Source organism: Cryobacterium sp. LW097 (genome assembly GCF_002205495.2).
Classification (GTDB): domain Bacteria; phylum Actinomycetota; class Actinomycetes; order Actinomycetales; family Microbacteriaceae; genus Cryobacterium; species Cryobacterium zongtaii.
The window spans coordinates 1,961,105-1,978,197 of record NZ_CP021992.1 but is presented as its reverse complement, the minus strand read 5'-3'; the positions used below and the strand labels follow the sequence as shown (position 1 = coordinate 1,978,197).

At 67.8% G+C, this 17,093-nt stretch carries 16 protein-coding genes; 14 read left to right on the top strand and 2 right to left on the bottom strand.

The window, feature by feature from the left end; genetic code table 11:
- Positions 1 to 7 precede the first annotated feature (7 nt).
- The 4 genes from aroQ to B7495_RS09075 all read left to right on the top strand — a co-directional run bounded on the left by aroQ (position 8) and on the right by B7495_RS09075 (position 2,620).
- A complete protein-coding gene (gene aroQ / locus B7495_RS09090) occupies positions 8 to 445 on the top strand; it encodes a type II 3-dehydroquinate dehydratase (RefSeq protein ID WP_088456292.1) in 438 nt (145 codons plus the stop codon).
- Between the two features lie 114 nt (positions 446 to 559).
- Positions 560 to 1,120, top strand: coding sequence for an elongation factor P (gene efp, locus B7495_RS09085; protein WP_088456291.1), 561 nt, complete (start codon positions 560 to 562; stop codon positions 1,118 to 1,120).
- Positions 1,120 to 1,539, top strand: a complete 420-nt coding sequence (nusB, locus tag B7495_RS09080; RefSeq protein WP_088456290.1) for a transcription antitermination factor NusB — start codon at positions 1,120 to 1,122, stop codon at positions 1,537 to 1,539. The genes efp and nusB overlap by 1 nt, the downstream gene beginning before the upstream one ends.
- An 82-nt stretch (positions 1,540 to 1,621) precedes the next feature.
- Positions 1,622 to 2,620: a DUF4190 domain-containing protein gene (locus B7495_RS09075; RefSeq protein ID WP_088456289.1), complete on the top strand. Its 999-nt coding sequence runs from the start codon at positions 1,622 to 1,624 to the stop codon at positions 2,618 to 2,620.
- Between the two features lie 8 nt (positions 2,621 to 2,628).
- On the opposite strand, the gene B7495_RS09070 is transcribed toward B7495_RS09075, so the two are convergent.
- Both B7495_RS09070 and B7495_RS09065 read right to left on the bottom strand, forming a co-directional pair.
- Entirely contained in the window at positions 2,629 to 3,720 is a 1,092-nt protein-coding gene (locus B7495_RS09070) for a hypothetical protein (protein WP_088456288.1), read from the bottom strand.
- A 142-nt stretch (positions 3,721 to 3,862) separates the two neighbouring features.
- Positions 3,863 to 5,488, bottom strand: coding sequence for an HNH endonuclease signature motif containing protein (locus tag B7495_RS09065; RefSeq protein WP_088456287.1), 1,626 nt, complete (start codon positions 5,486 to 5,488; stop codon positions 3,863 to 3,865).
- Between the two features lie 120 nt (positions 5,489 to 5,608).
- Here B7495_RS09065 and pyrR point away from each other — a divergent pair, with 120 nt between their 5' ends.
- The 10 genes from pyrR (at position 5,609) to coaBC (ending at position 17,000) form a co-directional block, all read left to right on the top strand.
- Positions 5,609 to 6,154 (top strand): bifunctional pyr operon transcriptional regulator/uracil phosphoribosyltransferase PyrR, encoded by a 546-nt coding sequence (pyrR, locus tag B7495_RS09060; RefSeq protein ID WP_088456286.1) that lies wholly within the window; start codon positions 5,609 to 5,611, stop codon positions 6,152 to 6,154.
- Entirely contained in the window at positions 6,151 to 7,101 is a 951-nt protein-coding gene (locus tag B7495_RS09055) for an aspartate carbamoyltransferase catalytic subunit (protein ID WP_088456285.1), read from the top strand. The genes pyrR and B7495_RS09055 overlap by 4 nt, the downstream gene beginning before the upstream one ends.
- Position 7,102: 1 nt before the next feature.
- Positions 7,103 to 8,449, top strand: a complete 1,347-nt coding sequence (locus tag B7495_RS09050) for a dihydroorotase (protein WP_088456284.1) — start codon at positions 7,103 to 7,105, stop codon at positions 8,447 to 8,449.
- Positions 8,442 to 9,035, top strand: a complete 594-nt coding sequence (locus B7495_RS09045) for a hypothetical protein (RefSeq protein WP_088456283.1) — start codon at positions 8,442 to 8,444, stop codon at positions 9,033 to 9,035. The genes B7495_RS09050 and B7495_RS09045 overlap by 8 nt, the downstream gene beginning before the upstream one ends.
- 3 nt (positions 9,036 to 9,038) lie before the next feature.
- The gene (gene carA, locus B7495_RS09040) at positions 9,039 to 10,205 is read left to right on the top strand and encodes a glutamine-hydrolyzing carbamoyl-phosphate synthase small subunit (protein WP_088456282.1); all 1,167 of its coding nucleotides are present in this window, start codon (positions 9,039 to 9,041) and stop codon (positions 10,203 to 10,205) included.
- Positions 10,205 to 13,492 (top strand): carbamoyl-phosphate synthase large subunit, encoded by a 3,288-nt coding sequence (carB, locus tag B7495_RS09035; protein WP_088456281.1) that lies wholly within the window; start codon positions 10,205 to 10,207, stop codon positions 13,490 to 13,492. The genes carA and carB overlap by 1 nt, the downstream gene beginning before the upstream one ends.
- Positions 13,489 to 14,397, top strand: a complete 909-nt coding sequence (pyrF, locus tag B7495_RS09030) for an orotidine-5'-phosphate decarboxylase (protein ID WP_240632176.1) — start codon at positions 13,489 to 13,491, stop codon at positions 14,395 to 14,397. Before carB ends, pyrF begins: the two co-directional genes overlap by 4 nt.
- The gene (gmk, locus tag B7495_RS09025; protein ID WP_088456280.1) at positions 14,390 to 15,310 is read left to right on the top strand and encodes a guanylate kinase; all 921 of its coding nucleotides are present in this window, start codon (positions 14,390 to 14,392) and stop codon (positions 15,308 to 15,310) included. Before pyrF ends, gmk begins: the two co-directional genes overlap by 8 nt.
- 136 nt (positions 15,311 to 15,446) lie before the next feature.
- Positions 15,447 to 15,704, top strand: coding sequence for a DNA-directed RNA polymerase subunit omega (gene rpoZ, locus B7495_RS09020; RefSeq protein WP_066595628.1), 258 nt, complete (start codon positions 15,447 to 15,449; stop codon positions 15,702 to 15,704).
- A 30-nt stretch (positions 15,705 to 15,734) separates the two neighbouring features.
- Positions 15,735 to 17,000, top strand: coding sequence for a bifunctional phosphopantothenoylcysteine decarboxylase/phosphopantothenate--cysteine ligase CoaBC (gene coaBC, locus B7495_RS09015; protein ID WP_088456279.1), 1,266 nt, complete (start codon positions 15,735 to 15,737; stop codon positions 16,998 to 17,000).
- The last annotated feature ends 93 nt before the right edge of the window (positions 17,001 to 17,093 follow it).

Sequence of the window (17,093 nt, the reverse complement as noted above, 5' to 3'; positions counted from 1 at the left end):
TGGGTCCATGCGCACAGTCCTCGTTTTGAACGGCCCGAATCTCGGACGCCTCGGCAGCCGGGAGCCTGACGTCTACGGCTCAGCCGACCTCGACGACTTATGGACGCTTCTCACCGATTCCGCACCGGAGGACGTCACCGTTGATGTGCGTCAGACCGACGACGAGGCCGAGCTCATCCACTGGCTCTACGAAGCCGTGGACACGACAACTCCGGTGGTGCTCAACCCGGCCGCGTTCACGCACTACAGCTACGCGCTGCGCGACGCCGCGGCCCTCGTCACCAAGGCCGGTATCCCGCTCGTAGAGGTCCACATCTCCAACCCGCACGCCCGCGAGACCTTCCGCCACACCAGTGTCGTCAGCGCCGTGGCCACCGGAGTCATCGCCGGATTCGGCTTCGACTCCTACCGCCTGGCCCTCGACCACATCGTGCGCCTGGGCTGACCTCCTCCCGAGCGCCTGGGCGCACGGAATCGATCCGCCGCGGCGTGTCGGCTACACTCGTCTGAGACCTTTGGTCGCGCACCTTCCCAATTGAATCGAACGGAACACCTCTTCATGGCATCTACCGCCGACATTAGAAATGGCGTCGTCCTCAACATCGACAAGCAGCTGTGGGCCGTCATCGAATTTCAGCACGTCAAGCCCGGCAAGGGTGGCGCGTTCGTGCGCACCAAGCTGAAGAACGTCGTCACGGGCAAGACCGTCGACCGCACCTTCAACGCCGGCGCCAAGATCGAGACCGAGAACGTCGACCGTCGCGACTTCCAGTACCTTTACGCGGATGGCGAATCGTACGTCTTCATGGACGTCTCGGACTACGACCAGCTCACGGTATCCGCCGCCGTCGTGGGCGATGCCGCCAACTTCATGCTCGAGAACCAGGCCGTGACCGTCGCTCTGCACGACGGCAACCCGCTCTACGTCGAACTGCCGGCATCCGTCGTGCTTGAAATCACCTACACCGAGCCGGGCCTGCAGGGCGACCGCTCCACCGGCGGCACCAAGCCCGCGACCGTCGAGACCGGCTACCAGATCCAGGTGCCGCTGTTCCTCGAGCAGGGCACCAAGGTCAAGGTTGACACCCGCAACGGTGACTACCTCGGCCGCGTCAACTAGTGAGCGCCCGCACCAAGGCGCGCAAGCGCGCCATCGATATCCTGTACGCCGCCGACATCCGTCAGACCACGATCCCGCAGTCGCTGGCCATGGAGGCCGAGCGCGCCGCCAACGAACCGGCCCGCATGGTGTCCTGGCTCTACGCCCGGGACATCGTGGACGGCGTCGTCGACCACCGCGAGGAGATCGACGAATTGATCGAGACGTACTCGCAGGGCTGGACGCTCTCGCGGATGCCCACGATCGACCGGGCCATCCTGCGCATCGGCATTTGGGAGATCCTGTACAACGACGCCGTGCCGCACGCCGTCGCGATCGACGAGGCCGTCGAGGCCGCCAAGGTGCTCTCGACCGATGACTCGGCCGGGTTCGTCAATGGACTTCTCGGGCGCATCGCCCAGACGGCGCCATCCGCCTAAGCCGACCGCATCGTCGGCTTGAGCAGCACGTAGTACCGGTCCCGGGCGCATCGCTCGGGACCGGATTCACGAGGGGGAGAACATGACGGAACGCACCGACGGGACCACCGACGCAAACACTGGCGAGTACCCCGCCGGTAACCCGGGAGACCAGCCGGCGGCGCCTGCGCCGTACAAGGCTCCGCCCTCCATCGCGCCCACCACCCCGTACGCCGGACCCGTTGCGCCGCGCACGAACACCCTCGCGATCGTGGCGTTGGTGACCGGATTCTGCTGCAACATCGCAGCCGTGATCACCGGGCACATCGCGCTCAGCCAGATCAAGCGCACCGGCGAGGCCGGCAAGGGTCTCGCCATCGCCGGGCTCGTACTCGGTTACGCGAGCATCGGCCTCACGGCGGTCCTGCTCGTGGTGCTCGTGTTCTTCACGGCGGCGATGGGTGCGTTCGTCACCGCTGTCACCGGCGCCACCTCGTCGGTGACATCCGAGTCGACCTCGGGGCCGACCGGTCAGATCGGTGCCGCCTATTTCGACGAGGGTTACCTCCTCGTCGGCACCGGAAGCACTGTGGTCGACCTGTACATCGATCCGATGTGCCCGTACTGCGGCCAGTTCGACATCGCCAACGGAGACACCCTGGCTGCCCTGGTCGAGGACGGCAGCATCACCCTGCGACTGCACTCGCTGACCTTCCTCGACGAAGCCTCGCAGGGCAGCGAGTACTCCACGCGGGCGTCCGCCGCGCTGACCTGCGAAGCCTCGATCAACCCCGAGTCCACCCTCGACTACCTGGCCGCGCTGTTCGCGAATCAGCCGACCGAGGGCACCACCGGCCTCAGCGACGATGAACTCGTGGCGTTGTCCGACGGCGGCTCGTCCATCGCCGAGTGCGTCACGGGCGAGCAGTATCACGCCTGGTCGCAGCAGAACACGGATGCCGCGCTGACCGGCCCGATCCCCGGCGCTGAGATCGCGTCGATCCAGGGCACGCCCACCGTCCTGATCGACGGAGTTCAGTACGACGGCCCGATCGGCGACCCGCAGGCTCTCGCCGACGCCATCCTGGGCGTCACCAGCTAGCCTGCCGTTCAGGTGGCCAGGGTTATGCTCGGAACCATACCGGCGATCGACGCCCAGAGCTTCACGTCGTCGGCGGGCTGGGGCCGATAGGGCGTCCCCGACTTGTCGCGGCACTCCAACGAGATCTGCGCCTCCAGGGCCACGCCGATCGCGTAGGTCCGGGACCCGCGCAGCTGGAGGGTCACCGAGAGGTCGGTGAAAGCATGCCGTTGTGAACTGATCGCCGAACCACCCTTGCCGCTCTCGTCGAAAGCAAAGAGGGTCCGAGAGCCGAACGGGCTCAGCAGCTCCCAGGCCCCGGTGATCGGGTCGATCTCCCAACCGGCGACATACGCGGTGCCCCGGTACGAGAAGGCCGCGAACCCGATCGGTCCGGCCGGCAGGAACCACCACCGGCTCTCGGCGACCAGGTCTACCGAGGCCGTGACCGTCACCGACGAGAGGCTGGCCCGGGGCACGAGCGTCACCCCGGTTCCGGCGAATCCGATGTCACCGGAGTCCATCGCGGAGACGTTCACCCAGCTGAACAGTCGTCCGGTCTTCTCCGACGCGTCGCTGCCATCCGGCTGCCCGTCGCGGCCGTTCGCCCACCGATACCGAAAGCGATGATCGTCGGGGGCCGGTGAACTCCAATAGGTGCGATAGTCGGCGTCGGCAGGGATGTAGAGGTTATCCGGCCAGGTGACGACGAAGGGCGCACGCGCACGGAAATAGTTCGCGAACAGGGCCTCACGATATTTCTTCACGCCGACGAGGGTGCGGACCGCGTCGCCCGTGGTGAGCTCGATCTCATCGTGCACGGCCTCGATCTCGCGTCGCCGCACGAAGCTGATGGGTCCGGCCGGCGCGCCGACCTCCGAGTCGACGTTCGAGGGTTCCCGCGACTCGGACCTGGCCGTCGATGCATGCCCGGTGGCTTCGCGCCGGTTCTGACGGTGGGTGCCGGCAGGTTCAGGCTCGGCGGTTGGGACGTCAGCGGCTGCGTCCACCATCGGGTCGACGGGTACATCGTTCGCCGGGTCGTCAGCCGGAACCGGACGCTGGTCGTCGGGTGGGTCACCGTGCCGGTCCTGAGGACGGTCGTTGTCAGCGGGGCTCATCAGATCACCTCCTGGCGCCACGGGCGCGCTGCATCGCAGATCGCGGAGTTGTGTCGCAAGGCAGGGTAGTCACCCCGAGGTGGTTGCGCGAGGTCTGCGACGCATCGAGACATCCGCTTCAACGAGCGCGGGCTTGTGGGCCTTAGAACGGTGGGTTCTCGGGTGCCGGTGGGGTCGGCTTCCGACTCGGCCGCTGCCGGGGCATCAGGTAGGTCTCGTCGGCGGGCCGCTTCCGGGTCTTCGGCCCCACGACCGGTGGTCGGGGTCGGGGTGGTCCGACCGGGTTGGCGGGGTCGGTGCGGTAGCTGCGTTTGCCGGGTGAGGTCCAGTGCAGGATCCCGCCGGTTTCCTGCGTGACTCGCCACTGGCTGAGGTGTTTGAGTCGGTGGTGGGGTTCGCAGAGGTGGGCGAGGTTGTCGCAGTCGGTGTTGCCGCCGCCGGCCCAGGGGTCGGTGTGGTCGACGTCGCTGGTCACCGCGGGTCGGGAGCAGCCCGGGAACCGGCAGGTTTCATCGCGCACCCGCAGGTATTTCTTCATGGCCTTGGTGTTCTTGTGCTGGGTTTTGCCCAGCGAGAGCACCACCCCGGTCTCCGGGTGGGTCAGCAGCCGGGTGAAGCTCGGTGCGTGCCCGGCGATCTCCCTTGCGACCTCCGGCGAGATCGGCCCGTAGCCCTCGAGGGTGGCGGGTTCCTCGTCCAACCCCAGCAGGGTGAGCACGGGCACGGGCACGGTGACCATGACGGTGCCGCGGATGCCGGCGCCCATCCCGTCGGGCGTGATTCCGTCCAGCAGCAGGGCGGCGGTGATGTCGGCGCGGAGCTGGTCGAGGGTGCGGGTCGGGGAGTCGTCGGCCGGGTCCTGCGCGATGCCGAAGGCGGCACCGTTGCTGCTGGCGTCATCCGTTTGGTCGGCCGGGCTCGGGTCGCCGAGGTGCTTGAGCCGCACGGCCATCGTGTTGATCCGGTCGTAGGCGGCCTTGGTGTCGTGGGCGGTGCCGTACCAATGCAACCAGCCCATCCCGTCCGGGGCGGCCTCCCAGCGGCTGTGCCGTTCGGTCAGGGCGTTCGTGCTGCGGGTCACGATCGACTCCGGGTGCAGCCGCTCCCGCAACCGGCGGGCCTTGTCGATGAACCGGCCCACCGGCAGGCGCTTGGCCTCGGGCAGCACCTTCTCTTCGAACGCCGCCTGGTCCTCCATCGGCAGGGTGCGCATCTGGTCGACGAGCGCGGTGGCGTGCCGGTAACTGATCTCTCCGGTCGAGAGGGCCTCGAAGGTCGCCGGGGCGGCCAGGAGCCAGAGGGACTGATCCATCAGGTGCTCCACGGTGCGTTCAGACAGGCGCAGCAGGCAGGCGGTCTCACTGACAATCGTGCGGCGGGCCACGTCCCGGTCGTCCCACCGGTTGTAGGCGGCCGCGCGGGCTTGGTCCTCGGTCAGGGTGGCCGCGTTCACGTCGGCCAGCCGGATGCTCTCCGGGTTGCCGTGCAGGCGCGAGGAAACGAGCGGGTCCTCACTCCAGCCCTGCAGAGCGACGAGGAACTCGGCCTGCCGGGCCTGCGCGATGGCGATGGCGCGGGCCTCGACCGCGATCAGCTCAGTGCGGCGGGCCAGCTCCGAGCAGACCAACTCGTCCAGGGCCGGGTTGGGGACGTACGGCCCGAAAGCGGTCGGGTCGACAGGGGAGGGGGTGGAGCCAGGTGGAGCGGACTCCGGAGAGTGGTCGTCATCATCCGGAGCGGGCGGTACTGCCTGGTCGGGGTTACTCATGATGAGATCGTCTCACCTACCACCGACACTGCAGAAGGTTCCGGGACGGGGATGCTAGGGTCTAAAGGTACTAATGACCTACTTTAAGAGCCGTCCTGTGAGACGGGAAAGGAGGTCGGTTTGACGGAGCGCACCGTGCTCACCCAGGCTGACATCACCCGAGCGTTGACTCGGATCTCGCACGAGATCCTGGAGTCCAATCGTGGAAGCGAGAACCTGGTCATTCTGGGCATCCCCACCAGGGGAGTGGCCCTCGCCCAGCGGATAGCCGAGATCATCCAGCGCATCGAACCGGCATCCGCCGCCGTGCGCGTCGGCTCTCTCGACGTGACCATGTACCGTGACGACCTCGCGCACACCCGCACCCGTACCCCCGCGCCCACCCAGGTGCCGGGCAGCATCGACGGTGCCACCGTGGTCCTGGTCGACGACGTGCTCTACTCCGGCCGCACCATCCGCGCCGCCCTGGACGCCCTCGGCGACCACGGCCGCCCCAGCGTCGTGCGGCTGGCCGTCCTGGTGGACCGCGGCCACCGCGAGCTGCCGATCCGCGCCGACTTCGTGGGCAAGAACCTGCCCAGCGCCACGCACGAACGCATCAACGTGCACGTCACCGAGGTCGACGGCGATGAGTTCGTCAGCATTGAGGGAGGAATGGAGTCATGAGACACCTGCTCTCTACCAAGGCGCTGAGCCGCGACGAGGCCATCAGCCTGCTCGACATCGCCGAAGACATGGCCGATGTGGCCAACCGGGAGGTCAAGAAACTCCCGACCCTGCGCGGCAAGACCGTGGTGAACCTCTTCTTCGAGGACTCCACCCGCACCCGCATCTCCTTCGAGGCCGCCGCCAAGCGACTCAGCGCCGACGTGATCAACTTCAGCGCCAAGGGCTCCAGCGTCTCCAAGGGCGAAAGCCTCAAGGACACCGCCCAGACCCTCGCCGCCATGGGCGCTGATGGCGTCGTCATCCGGCACCCCGCGTCAGGAGCCCCGCAGGTGCTGGCCGGCAGCGGCTGGATCGACGCCGGCATCATCAACGCCGGCGACGGTACCCACGAACATCCCACCCAGGCCTTGCTCGACGCATTCACCATCCGCCGCCGCCTCCACGATGGGGCCTCCCGAGGCCGCGGGCTCGACGGCGTCACCGTCACCATCGTCGGCGACATCCTGCACTCCAGGGTCGCCCGCTCCAACCTGTGGCTGCTGAACACCCTCGGCGCACACGTCACCTTCATCGCACCGCCCACCCTGGTGCCCGCCGACACGTCGGCCTGGCCGGCCGCTATCGGCTACGACCTCGACGCGGCCATCGACGCCGGTCCCGATGTGGTGATGATGCTGCGCATCCAGGCCGAGCGGATGAACGCCGCGTTCTTCCCGAACAGCCGCGAGTACTCCCGCCGCTGGGGCCTGGACGACGAGCGATTCGCCCGGCTGTCGTCGCATAGCATTGTCATGCACCCCGGACCGATGAATCGCGGCCTGGAGATCTCCTCCGCCGCGGCCGACTCCGACCGGTCCACCGTGCGCGAACAGGTCGCAAACGGGGTATCAGTGCGCATGGCCGCGCTGTACCTGTTGTTATCGGGCGACCGAGAGGATCACTGAAATGTCGAGCGAACGCTACCTTGTGCGTGGAGCACAGCTGAGCGACGGAACCACCACCGACCTGCTGCTGGCCGACGGTGTCATCACCGCGACCGGCACCCAGCTGTCGGATGCCGGCGCGACCGTGATCGACGCCGACGGGCTCCTCGCACTGCCCGGCCTGGTCGACCTGCACACGCACCTCCGCGAACCCGGCTACGAGCAGAGCGAAACCGTGCTCACCGGCAGCCAGGCGGCAGCCATCGGAGGGTTCACCACGGTATTCGCCATGGCGAACACCTCACCCGTTCAGGACACCGCCGGCGTCGTCGAGCAGGTGCTCGCGCTGGGGGAGAGCGCCGGCTACGTGACCGTGCAGCCGATCGGTGCCGTCACCGTCGGCCTGGCCGGTGAACGCCTCGCCGAACTCGGCGCCATGGCCGCAAGCCGCGCCAATGTGCGAGTGTTCTCCGACGACGGCTTCTGCGTCTCCGACCCGCTCCTGATGCGCCGGGCCCTCGAGTACGTCAAGGCCTTCGACGGTGTCGTCGCCCAGCACTCCCAGGAACCGCGCCTCACGGTTGGCGCACAGATGAACGAGGGCGCCCTCTCCAGCGAGCTCGGCCTCACCGGCTGGCCCGCCGTCGCCGAGGAATCGATCATCGCCCGCGACGTACTGTTGGCCGAACACGTGGGTTCGCGCCTGCACGTCTGCCACCTCTCCACCGCCGGTGCCGTCGACGTGGTGCGTTGGGCCAAGGCCCGCGGCATCAATGTGACCGCGGAGGTCACCCCGCACCACCTGCTGCTCACCGAGGAACTCGTGGCCGGTTACGACGCCCGCTACAAGGTGAACCCGCCGCTCCGCCGCCGCGAAGACGTCGAAGCCCTGCGCCAGGGTCTGGCCGACGGCACCATCGACATCATCGCCACCGACCACGCCCCGCACCCCGTCGAGTCCAAGGACTGTGAATGGGACGCCGCCGCCAACGGCATGGTCGGCCTCGAATCCGCCCTGTCGGTGGCCCACGCCGCCGTGGTGGAGACCGGGTTCCTCGGCTGGAGCGACCTCGTCAGGGTGATGTCGACGACCCCGGCCCGGATCGGGCGCATCCAGGGTCAGGGCCAACAGCTCACTGTCGGCGCCCCCGCCGAACTCACCCTCTACGACCCGAGCGCCCGCCGGGTGTTCGGCCGTGAGAATCTGATCGGTAAGGGCGTCAACTCTCCCTACCTTCAGATGACGCTGCCCGGCCAGGTGCTGGCCACCTTCCACCGCGGTTATGCCACCGTGCTCGACGGCGTGCTGCAGAGCACGGCGCAGATCGAAGCCTCCCGGGGTCGGTTGGTACGGGGCGCCCATGAGTAGCCGCACGATCGCGACGATCATCACGGCGCTGGTCCTCCTCGCCGTCCTCGCCCTGATGTTGCGCTCCTGGCGCCGGCGCACCAAGCGGGATGCCGCGCTGCCCGCCGGCTACCCGCAGCCCGCCGATCGCGGCCGTGAACTGGCCTCCGCCGCAGCCCTGTACGTCGCCACCACCCCCCGCGACACACCGTTGGAACGCCTGAACATCCCCGGGCTTGGCTTCCGTGCCCGCGGCGGCGTGACCGTCACCGAGAAGGGCGTGCTGATCGAACTCGCCGGCTCGCCCGCCCTGTTCATCCCGGCGGATGCCGTGCAGCTCGTCGCCGACGCCACCGTCGCCATCGACCGGGTGGTCGAGCCCGGCGGCCTACTGCTGCTCGGCTGGCGGCTGAACTCTGTCGGCGTTGACACCACGGACCCCGACACCCCCACCGGTGTCGACAGCTACTTCCGTTTCAGCGACCCCGTCGACCGGCGGGCCATCACCGAAGCGATCAGATCTATCACTGCAGAACCCGGCACGACAGAACCCGGCACGACAGAACCTGGCAATACAGAATTCGGCACCGAAGAAAGTGAGGTGTAGCCCGTGAGCTACCCAACAACCACACCGGCCCCGGCCGTACTCGTCCTCGAAGACGGCAGCCGATACGTGGGACGCGCCTACGGCAGCCTCGGCCAGACCCTCGGCGAGATCGTCTTCGCCACCGGCATGACCGGCTACCAGGAGACTCTCACCGACCCCTCCTACGCCGGCCAGATCGTGCTGATGACCGCGCCGCACATCGGTAACACCGGCGCCAACGACGACGACATGGAATCCTCCCGCATCTGGGTCTCCGGTTTTGTGGTGCGCGAGCCCGCCAGAATACCGTCGAACTTCCGTTCCCAGCGCACCCTCGACGCCGACCTCGAGTCGAACGGGGTCGTGGGCATCAGCGGCATCGACACCCGCGCCGTCACCCGGCACATCCGCTCGCTCGGTTCCATGCGCAGCGGCATCTTCTCCGGCGACGGCTATGAGCTCTCCGAGGGCGAACAGCTCGAACTCGTCCGCGGCGGGGCCAGCATGCGCGGCCGAAACCTGTCCGACGCTGTCTCCACCGTCGAGCCGTACTCGATTCCGGCGCAGGGTGAACGCATCGGCTCTGTCGCCGTGCTCGACCTCGGCGTCAAGACCTCTACCCTCAACTACCTCGCCGAGCGCGGCTTCGAGGTCCTGGTGCTCCCGCAGTCGATCACCGCGGAGCACGTGCTATCGCTGAACCCGACCGCCCTGTTCTTCTCGAACGGCCCCGGTGACCCCGCCGCCAGCGACGCCCACGTGACCCTGCTGCAGGAAGTGATGCGCGCCGGCGTGCCGTACTTCGGCATCTGCTTCGGCAACCAGCTGCTGGGCCGTGCCCTCGGCTTCGGCACCTACAAGCTGCCGTTCGGCCACCGCGGCATCAACCAGCCGGTGCTCGACAAGGCCACCGGCCGGGTCGAGATCACCTCGCAGAACCACGGCTTCGCCGTGGACATGCCCATCGAGGGCATCAGCGAATCCTCCACCGGATTCGGCCGCGTGGAGGTCAGCCACTACAGCCTCAACGACCAGGTCGTCGAGGGCATCAGGTGCCTGGACATCCCGGCCTTCTCGGTGCAGTACCACCCGGAGTCCGCGGCCGGCCCGCACGACGCCAACTATCTTTTCGACAGGTTCAGGGATGTGGTGGTCGCGCACGCGGCCGCCGGAGCAGGAGACGCCAAGTAATGCCCAAGCGCGACGATATCAACAGCGTCCTCGTCATCGGAAGCGGCCCGATCGTCATCGGTCAGGCCTGCGAGTTCGACTACTCGGGCACCCAGGCCTGCCGGGTCCTCCGCGAGGAGGGCGTCCGGGTCATCCTGGTCAACTCCAACCCGGCCACCATCATGACCGACCCCGACTTCGCCGACGCGACGTACATCGAGCCGATCACCCCGGAGATCCTCGAGACCATCATCGCCAAGGAGCGTCCGGATGCGATCCTGCCGACCCTGGGCGGCCAGACGGCCCTCAACGCGGCCATCGCCCTGCACGAGCGCGGGATCCTCACCAAGTACAACGTCGAGCTCATCGGCGCCAGCTTCGAAGCGATCAACAAGGGTGAAGACCGCCAGATCTTCAAGCAGCTGGTGCTCGACGCCGGCGCTGACGTAGCCAAGTCCTACATCGCGCACACCGTGGAAGAGGCCGTCGGCTTCGCCGAGGACCTCGGCTACCCACTCGTGGTGCGCCCGTCCTTCACCATGGGCGGCCTGGGCTCCGGCTTCGCGTACACCGAAGCCGAGCTCCGCCGCATCGTCGGCGACGGCCTGCACCAGAGCCCGACCACCGAGGTGCTCCTGGAGGAGTCCATCCTCGGCTGGAAGGAATACGAGCTCGAGATGATGCGCGACACCGCCGACAACACGGTGGTCGTCTGCTCGATCGAAAACGTCGACCCCGTCGGCGTGCACACCGGCGACTCCATCACCGTCGCGCCGGCGCTCACCCTCACCGACCGCGAGTACCAGAAGCTGCGCGACATCGGCATCGACATCATCCGCGCCGTCGGCGTCGACACCGGCGGCTGCAACATCCAGTTCGCCATCGACCCGGCCAACGGCCGCATCATCGTGATCGAGATGAACCCGCGGGTGTCCCGCTCCTCGGCACTGGCCAGCAAGGCCACCGGATTCCCGATCGCCAAGATCGCCGCGAAGCTGGCCCTCGGCTACCGCCTCGACGAGATCCCCAACGACATCACCAAGGTGACCCCGGCCAGCTTCGAACCCACCCTGGACTACGTCGTCGTCAAGGTGCCCAGGTTCGCGTTCGAGAAATTCCCCAAGGCCGACCAGCGCCTGACCACCACCATGAAGTCGGTCGGTGAGGCCATGGCCATCGGCCGCAACTACGCCTCAGCCCTGCAGAAGGCGCTCCGCTCGCTCGAAAAGCGCGGCTCCTCCTTCCACTGGGGTGCGGAGACCCGCACGGTCGAGGAGCTCCTCGAAATCGCCGAGGTTCCCACCGACGGCCGCATCGTCACCGTGCAGCAAGCGCTGCGCAAGGGCGCCACCATCGAGCAGCTCTTCGCAGCCACCAAGATCGACCCGTGGTTCCTCGACCAGATCGTGCTCATCAACGAGATCGCCGATGCCGTCGCCGCCTCGGACACCCTCGACACCGAGATCTTGCGCACCGCCAAGGACCACGGCTTCTCCGACGCCCAGATCGGCGAGCTCCGCGGCTTCGGCGAAGCGGATGTGCGCAAGGTCCGGCACATCCTCGGCGTACGCCCGGTGTTCAAGACCGTCGACACCTGCGCCGGCGAATTCCCCGCCCTCACCCCGTACCACTACTCGAGCTACGACCAGGAGACCGAGGTCGTCCCGTCCGACCGCAGGAAGGTCGTCATCCTCGGGTCCGGCCCGAACCGGATCGGCCAGGGCGTCGAGTTCGACTACTCCTGCGTGCACGCCTCGTTCGCCCTCTCCGAGGCCGGTTACGAAACCATCATGATCAACTGCAACCCGGAGACGGTCTCCACCGACTACGACACCAGCGACAGGCTCTACTTCGAGCCGCTCACCCTGGAAGACGTGCTGGAGATCATCCACGCCGAAAGCCAGAGCGGCGAACTCGTCGGCGTGGTCGTGCAGCTCGGCGGCCAGACCGCGCTGGGCCTGGCCAAGGGACTGGAAGCCGCAGGCATCCCGATCCTGGGCACCTCCCCGACGGCGATCGACCTGGCCGAGGAACGTGGCCTGTTCAGCGGCATCCTCGCCGACGCCGGCCTGCTCGCGCCCCGCAACGGGGTGGCCACCGACTACAGCGGCGCCGTCGTCGTGGCCGAGGAGATCGGCTACCCGGTGCTCGTGCGCCCCAGCTACGTGCTCGGCGGCCGCGGCATGGAGATCATCTACGACAGTGCCTCCCTGGCCGACTACTTCACACGCATGCAAGGCCAGGGCATCATCGGCCCGTCGCACCCGTTGCTGGTGGACCGCTTCCTCGACGACGCCATCGAGATCGACGTCGACGCCATCTACGACGGCCACGAGCTCTACATCGGCGGCGTGATGGAACACATCGAAGAGGCCGGCGTGCACTCCGGTGACTCCAGCTGCACCCTGCCGCCGGTCACCCTCGGCCGCGCCGAGATCGACAGGGTCCGCGACGCGACCCTGGCCATCGCCCAGGGCATCGGCGTGCGCGGACTGCTGAACGTGCAGTTCGCCATCGGCGCCGGGGTGCTCTACGTGCTCGAAGCCAACCCGCGCGCGTCCCGCACCGTCCCGTTCGTCGCCAAGGCGCTCGGTATCACGCTGGCCAAGGCCGCCTCGCTGATCATGGTCGGCACCACCATCGCCGAGCTCAAGGCCAACGGCCAACTGCCGCTGATCGACGGTTCCCGAGTGCCGATGGACTCGCCGGTCGCCGTGAAGGAAGCGGTGCTGCCATTCAACAGGTTCCGCACCAAGGAAGGCCTCATCGTCGACTCGGTGCTCGGCCCGGAGATGCGTTCCACCGGAGAGGTCATGGGTATCGACCGCGACTTCCCGCGGGCGTTCGCCAAAAGCCAGCTCGCCGCCTACGGCGGAATCCCGCTCACCGGAACGGTCTTCGTGTCGGTCTCCGACCGGGACAAGCGCGCTGTGATCCTGCCGATGCTGCGCCTCTCGCAGCTGGGATACACGATCATGGCCACCGAGGGAACCGCCGAAGTTTTGCAGCGGAACGGAATCGGGGCCACAGTGGTGGCAAAGTTCAGCGAAAAGGCCGATGAGTCCGTGGACACCGTCGTCGACCTGATCCGGCGCGAGGAGGTGCAGATCGTGATCAACACACCGAACGGTCGCACCGCACGCGCCGACGGCTACGAGATCCGCGCCGCCGCCGTCGCCGGCGACCTGCCCCTGTTCACCACAATCGCGGAGCTGAGCGCCGCCGTCGCGTCGATCGACTCGATCCGTACCGGCTTCGAGGTCACCAGCCTGCAGGAGTACGCGGCGAAACGGGCGGCGGCACTGTGACTCCAGCCGGCGCAGAGATCCCAGCCGAACCCGTAGCCAGCGCCGAAGCCTTCGGTGCACGTCTGCACGGTGCCTTCGCCCGATTCGGCCGGCTCTGCGTCGGCATCGACCCGCACTCCTGGTTGCTGACCGACTGGGGCCTGCCGGACACCGCCGCAGGGGCCGAAAGCTTCGGCCGGGCTGTCGTGGCCGCCGCCGCGGGACGGGTGGGCATCGTCAAGCCCCAGGTGGCGTTCTACGAGCGGTTCGGCTCCGCCGGCTACCTGGCACTGGAACGAGTGCTCGCCGACGCGCGGGCGGCGGGCCTCCTGGTCATCGCCGACGTCAAACGCGGCGACCTGGGCACCAGTGTCGAAGCCTACGGCCAGGCCTGGCTGAGCCAGGGCTCTCCGCTCGAGGTCGACGCCATCACCGTGAACCCGTACATGGGGGTCGGCTCGCTGAACAGCACCGTTGACCTCGCCGCGGACAATCACAAGGGACTGTTCCTGCTCGCCGCGACCTCCAATCCGGAGGCCGCCCACCTGCAGCAGGCCGTGCTCGCGGACGGAGCCCACGCGGGCCGTTCCGTGGCGGCGTCGGTGCTCGACCAGGTTGCCGCCATCAACGCCGACCTCGTGCCGGCGGGCTCGTTCGGGTCGATCGGCGTGGTCCTCGGGGCCACGGTTTCACTGGCCGACTTCGGCATCGACATCCACGCCCCGGCCGCCCCGGTCGTCACCCCGGTGCTCGCCCCGGGCTTCGGCCACCAGGGTGCGAATCCCGCCGATCTGGCCGGTTTGTTTGGCGGATACGCTCAAGGCGTTATCGTGAGTGAATCGCGCAGCGTTTTATCCGCCGGTCCCGCCCGTGTGGCCGATGAGATAACCCGCCGATCAACCGAAGCTGGAGCGACCCGTGGCTGATAATCGCCCTACCCCACCCGACGTCGACCGCGTCGCGGCCTCCCGCGCCGCCGTCGCAGCCCGACGAGCCCGCGCAGCCGTGAAAGCACAGGTCGCGGCCGGTGAACGTACCTCCCTCGACGTGCTCGCCGCCGCCGTCAAGGAACCGAACGGCGTGGAGGGCCGGCTGAGGGTGACCGAGCTTCTCGTGAGCATCCCCGCAATCGGGGTGACCAAGATGCAGCGCATCATGACCCGGCTCGAGATCTCGCCGTCCAAGCGCCTGGGCGGCCTCGGCAAGCACCAGCGCGACCGGCTGCGCGACTTCCTCGCCGCCCGGCCCACCGCCCGCAGGGGTGCGCCGGACTCCAGGCTCGTGGTCCTCGCCGGACCGACCGCGGTCGGCAAAGGAACCGTCGCCGCGCACATTCGTGAGCACCACCCCGAGGTGCACCTGTCGGTATCCGCGACCACCAGGGCCCCGCGTGCCGGCGAGGTCGAGGGCGTCAGCTACTTCTTCGTCGACGACTCCGAGTTCGACCGGATGATCGAGGCCGGCGAACTCCTGGAATATGCCACCGTGCACAATGCCTACCGCTACGGCACCCCGCGCGGCCCCGTCGAGGCGGCCATCGCCGACGGCAACAGCGTTCTGCTCGAGATCGACATCCAGGGTGCCCGCTCGGTGCGCCGGGCGATGCCGGAGGCCCGTCTGGTCTTTCTGCTGCCACCCACCTGGGACGAACTGGTGCGCCGCCTGATCGGGCGCGGCACCGAGGATTCGGCCGAACAAGCCCGCCGGCTGGAGACCGCGAAGCTCGAATTGGCCGCCCAGGGCGAGTTCGATTACCGCGTCGTAAACAGCGACGTGGCCGAAGCGGCCGAAGAAGTCGTAGACTTGATGCAGATTCGCAAGGCATCGGCGCCGTCGTAGCGCCCGCTGTACTTGAATTCCTCGCGTCGACCAGGCGCATCAACGTGGTCAATGTCCGGTTTCCGACCACGGAAACCAATGAAATGACCGCGCAGCCCGTACATTTTGCTTGAACAGCATGAAGGAGTGTGACAGCGTGCCCAACAAGCCCACTGGCATCATTGACCCGCCCATCGACGACCTGCTCACCAAGGTCGATTCCAAGTACGCCCTGGTGATCTTCGCCTCCAAGCGCGCCCGCCAGATCAACGACTACTACGCAGACCTTCACGAAGGCAGCCTGTTCGACAACGTCGGACCGCTCGTCGACTCCACCGTCGACGACAAGCCGCTCTCCGTGGCACTGCGCGAAATCAACGAGGACAAGCTCACCTCGAAGCCCATCGTCGAATAACTCGACGCAGCTCTCACGTAAGCGCGCAGGATGTCGACTGGTCGCACGATAGTCGTCGGGGTAACCGGCGGCATCGCTGCCTATAAGGCCGTCAACGTCGTGCGCGCTTTTGTGCTGCTCGGGGACGACGTCCACGTCGTCGCCACGGAGGCTGCACTGCGGTTCGTCGGCAAGCCGACGCTCGAGGCGATCTCCCGCAACCCCGTGCACACCGACCTCTACGAGGGCGTTGCCGAGGTGCGTCACGTGGCCATCGGCCAGTCCGCCGACCTCATCGTGATCGCCCCTGCCACCGCCAACAGCATCGCCAAGATTGCCCTCGGCCTGGCCGACGACCTGCTGGGCAACACCATCCTCGCCAGCACCGCCCCGCTCGTGATCGCCCCCGCGATGCACACCGAGATGTGGAACAACCCCGCCACGGTGGCCAACATCGCCACGCTCCGCCGTCGGGGCGTCACCATCGTCGGGCCGGGCATCGGCCGGTTGACCGGCTCCGATTCCGGGCAGGGCCGGATGGAAGAACCCGACGCCATCGTGGACGCCGCCCTCGCCGCCCTCGCCGCCCACCGCGCGGACACGCCCGCGAGTGTTCAGGTTCCGGACCTGGCCGGCCGGCACGTGCTGATCAGCGCCGGCGGCACCCGAGAGCCCCTCGACCCCGTACGCTTCCTCGGCAACCGGTCCAGCGGGCGCCAGGGCGTCGCATTGGCCGAAGCGGCCCTGGCCAGGGGAGCCGTCGTGACCCTGGTCGCCGCGCACCTAGAGGTCGCTGCACCGACCGGCGCTTCCGTGCACAGCGTCAGCACCACCCTGGAACTGCAGCAGGCGATGCGGGACGCCGCCGCAGCCGCCGACATCGTCATCATGGCCGCCGCCGTCGCGGACTACCGGCCCGCGGAGGTGCAGGACGGCAAGATCAAGAAGGATGTGGCGGGAGACCGGGTCACCCTCGACCTGGTGCGCAACCCCGACGTGCTCGTCGGCCTCGTGCAGGACCGGCGCCCCGGTCAGGTCATCGTGGGGTTCGCCGCCGAAACCGAAGCCGACGACACGGCGCGCCGCGAGCTCGGCCGCACCAAGATCCTCCGCAAGGGCTGCGACCTCCTGGTACTCAACAGGGTCGGTTGGACGCAGGGGTTCGCCACCGAACGTAATCAAATCGAGGTCCTGGACGGCGCCGGAGATATAGTGATGGAGGCCGACGGAACGAAATTGTCGGTGGCCCACCGTATTCTCGACAGCATCCTGGGCAGCAGCATCGACGCCATTCGAGCGGACGCACCCGTCTCTTGAGTCGGTGTCGCCTGGGCCGACATCACCCGGGCCCTGAGCGTTCAGGCATGCTCGCACCCGCACACCAATCAACCGCAGCACATTTATCCAAGA

Excerpts from the sequence above, each read along its gene's own strand:
- aroQ (WP_088456292.1), top strand. The coding sequence starts at position 8 with ATGCGCACAGTCCTCGTTTTGAACGGCCCGAATCTCGGACGCCTCGGC.
- efp (WP_088456291.1), top strand. The coding sequence starts at position 560 with ATGGCATCTACCGCCGACATTAGAAATGGCGTCGTCCTCAACATCGAC.
- B7495_RS09075 (WP_088456289.1), top strand. The coding sequence starts at position 1,622 with ATGACGGAACGCACCGACGGGACCACCGACGCAAACACTGGCGAGTAC.
- B7495_RS09070 (WP_088456288.1), bottom strand. The coding sequence starts at position 3,720 with ATGAGCCCCGCTGACAACGACCGTCCTCAGGACCGGCACGGTGACCCA.
- B7495_RS09065 (WP_088456287.1), bottom strand. The coding sequence starts at position 5,488 with ATGAGTAACCCCGACCAGGCAGTACCGCCCGCTCCGGATGATGACGAC.
- B7495_RS09055 (WP_088456285.1), top strand. The coding sequence starts at position 6,151 with ATGAGACACCTGCTCTCTACCAAGGCGCTGAGCCGCGACGAGGCCATC.
- B7495_RS09050 (WP_088456284.1), top strand. The coding sequence starts at position 7,103 with ATGTCGAGCGAACGCTACCTTGTGCGTGGAGCACAGCTGAGCGACGGA.
- B7495_RS09045 (WP_088456283.1), top strand. The coding sequence starts at position 8,442 with ATGAGTAGCCGCACGATCGCGACGATCATCACGGCGCTGGTCCTCCTC.
- carB (WP_088456281.1), top strand. The coding sequence starts at position 10,205 with ATGCCCAAGCGCGACGATATCAACAGCGTCCTCGTCATCGGAAGCGGC.
- coaBC (WP_088456279.1), top strand. The coding sequence starts at position 15,735 with ATGTCGACTGGTCGCACGATAGTCGTCGGGGTAACCGGCGGCATCGCT.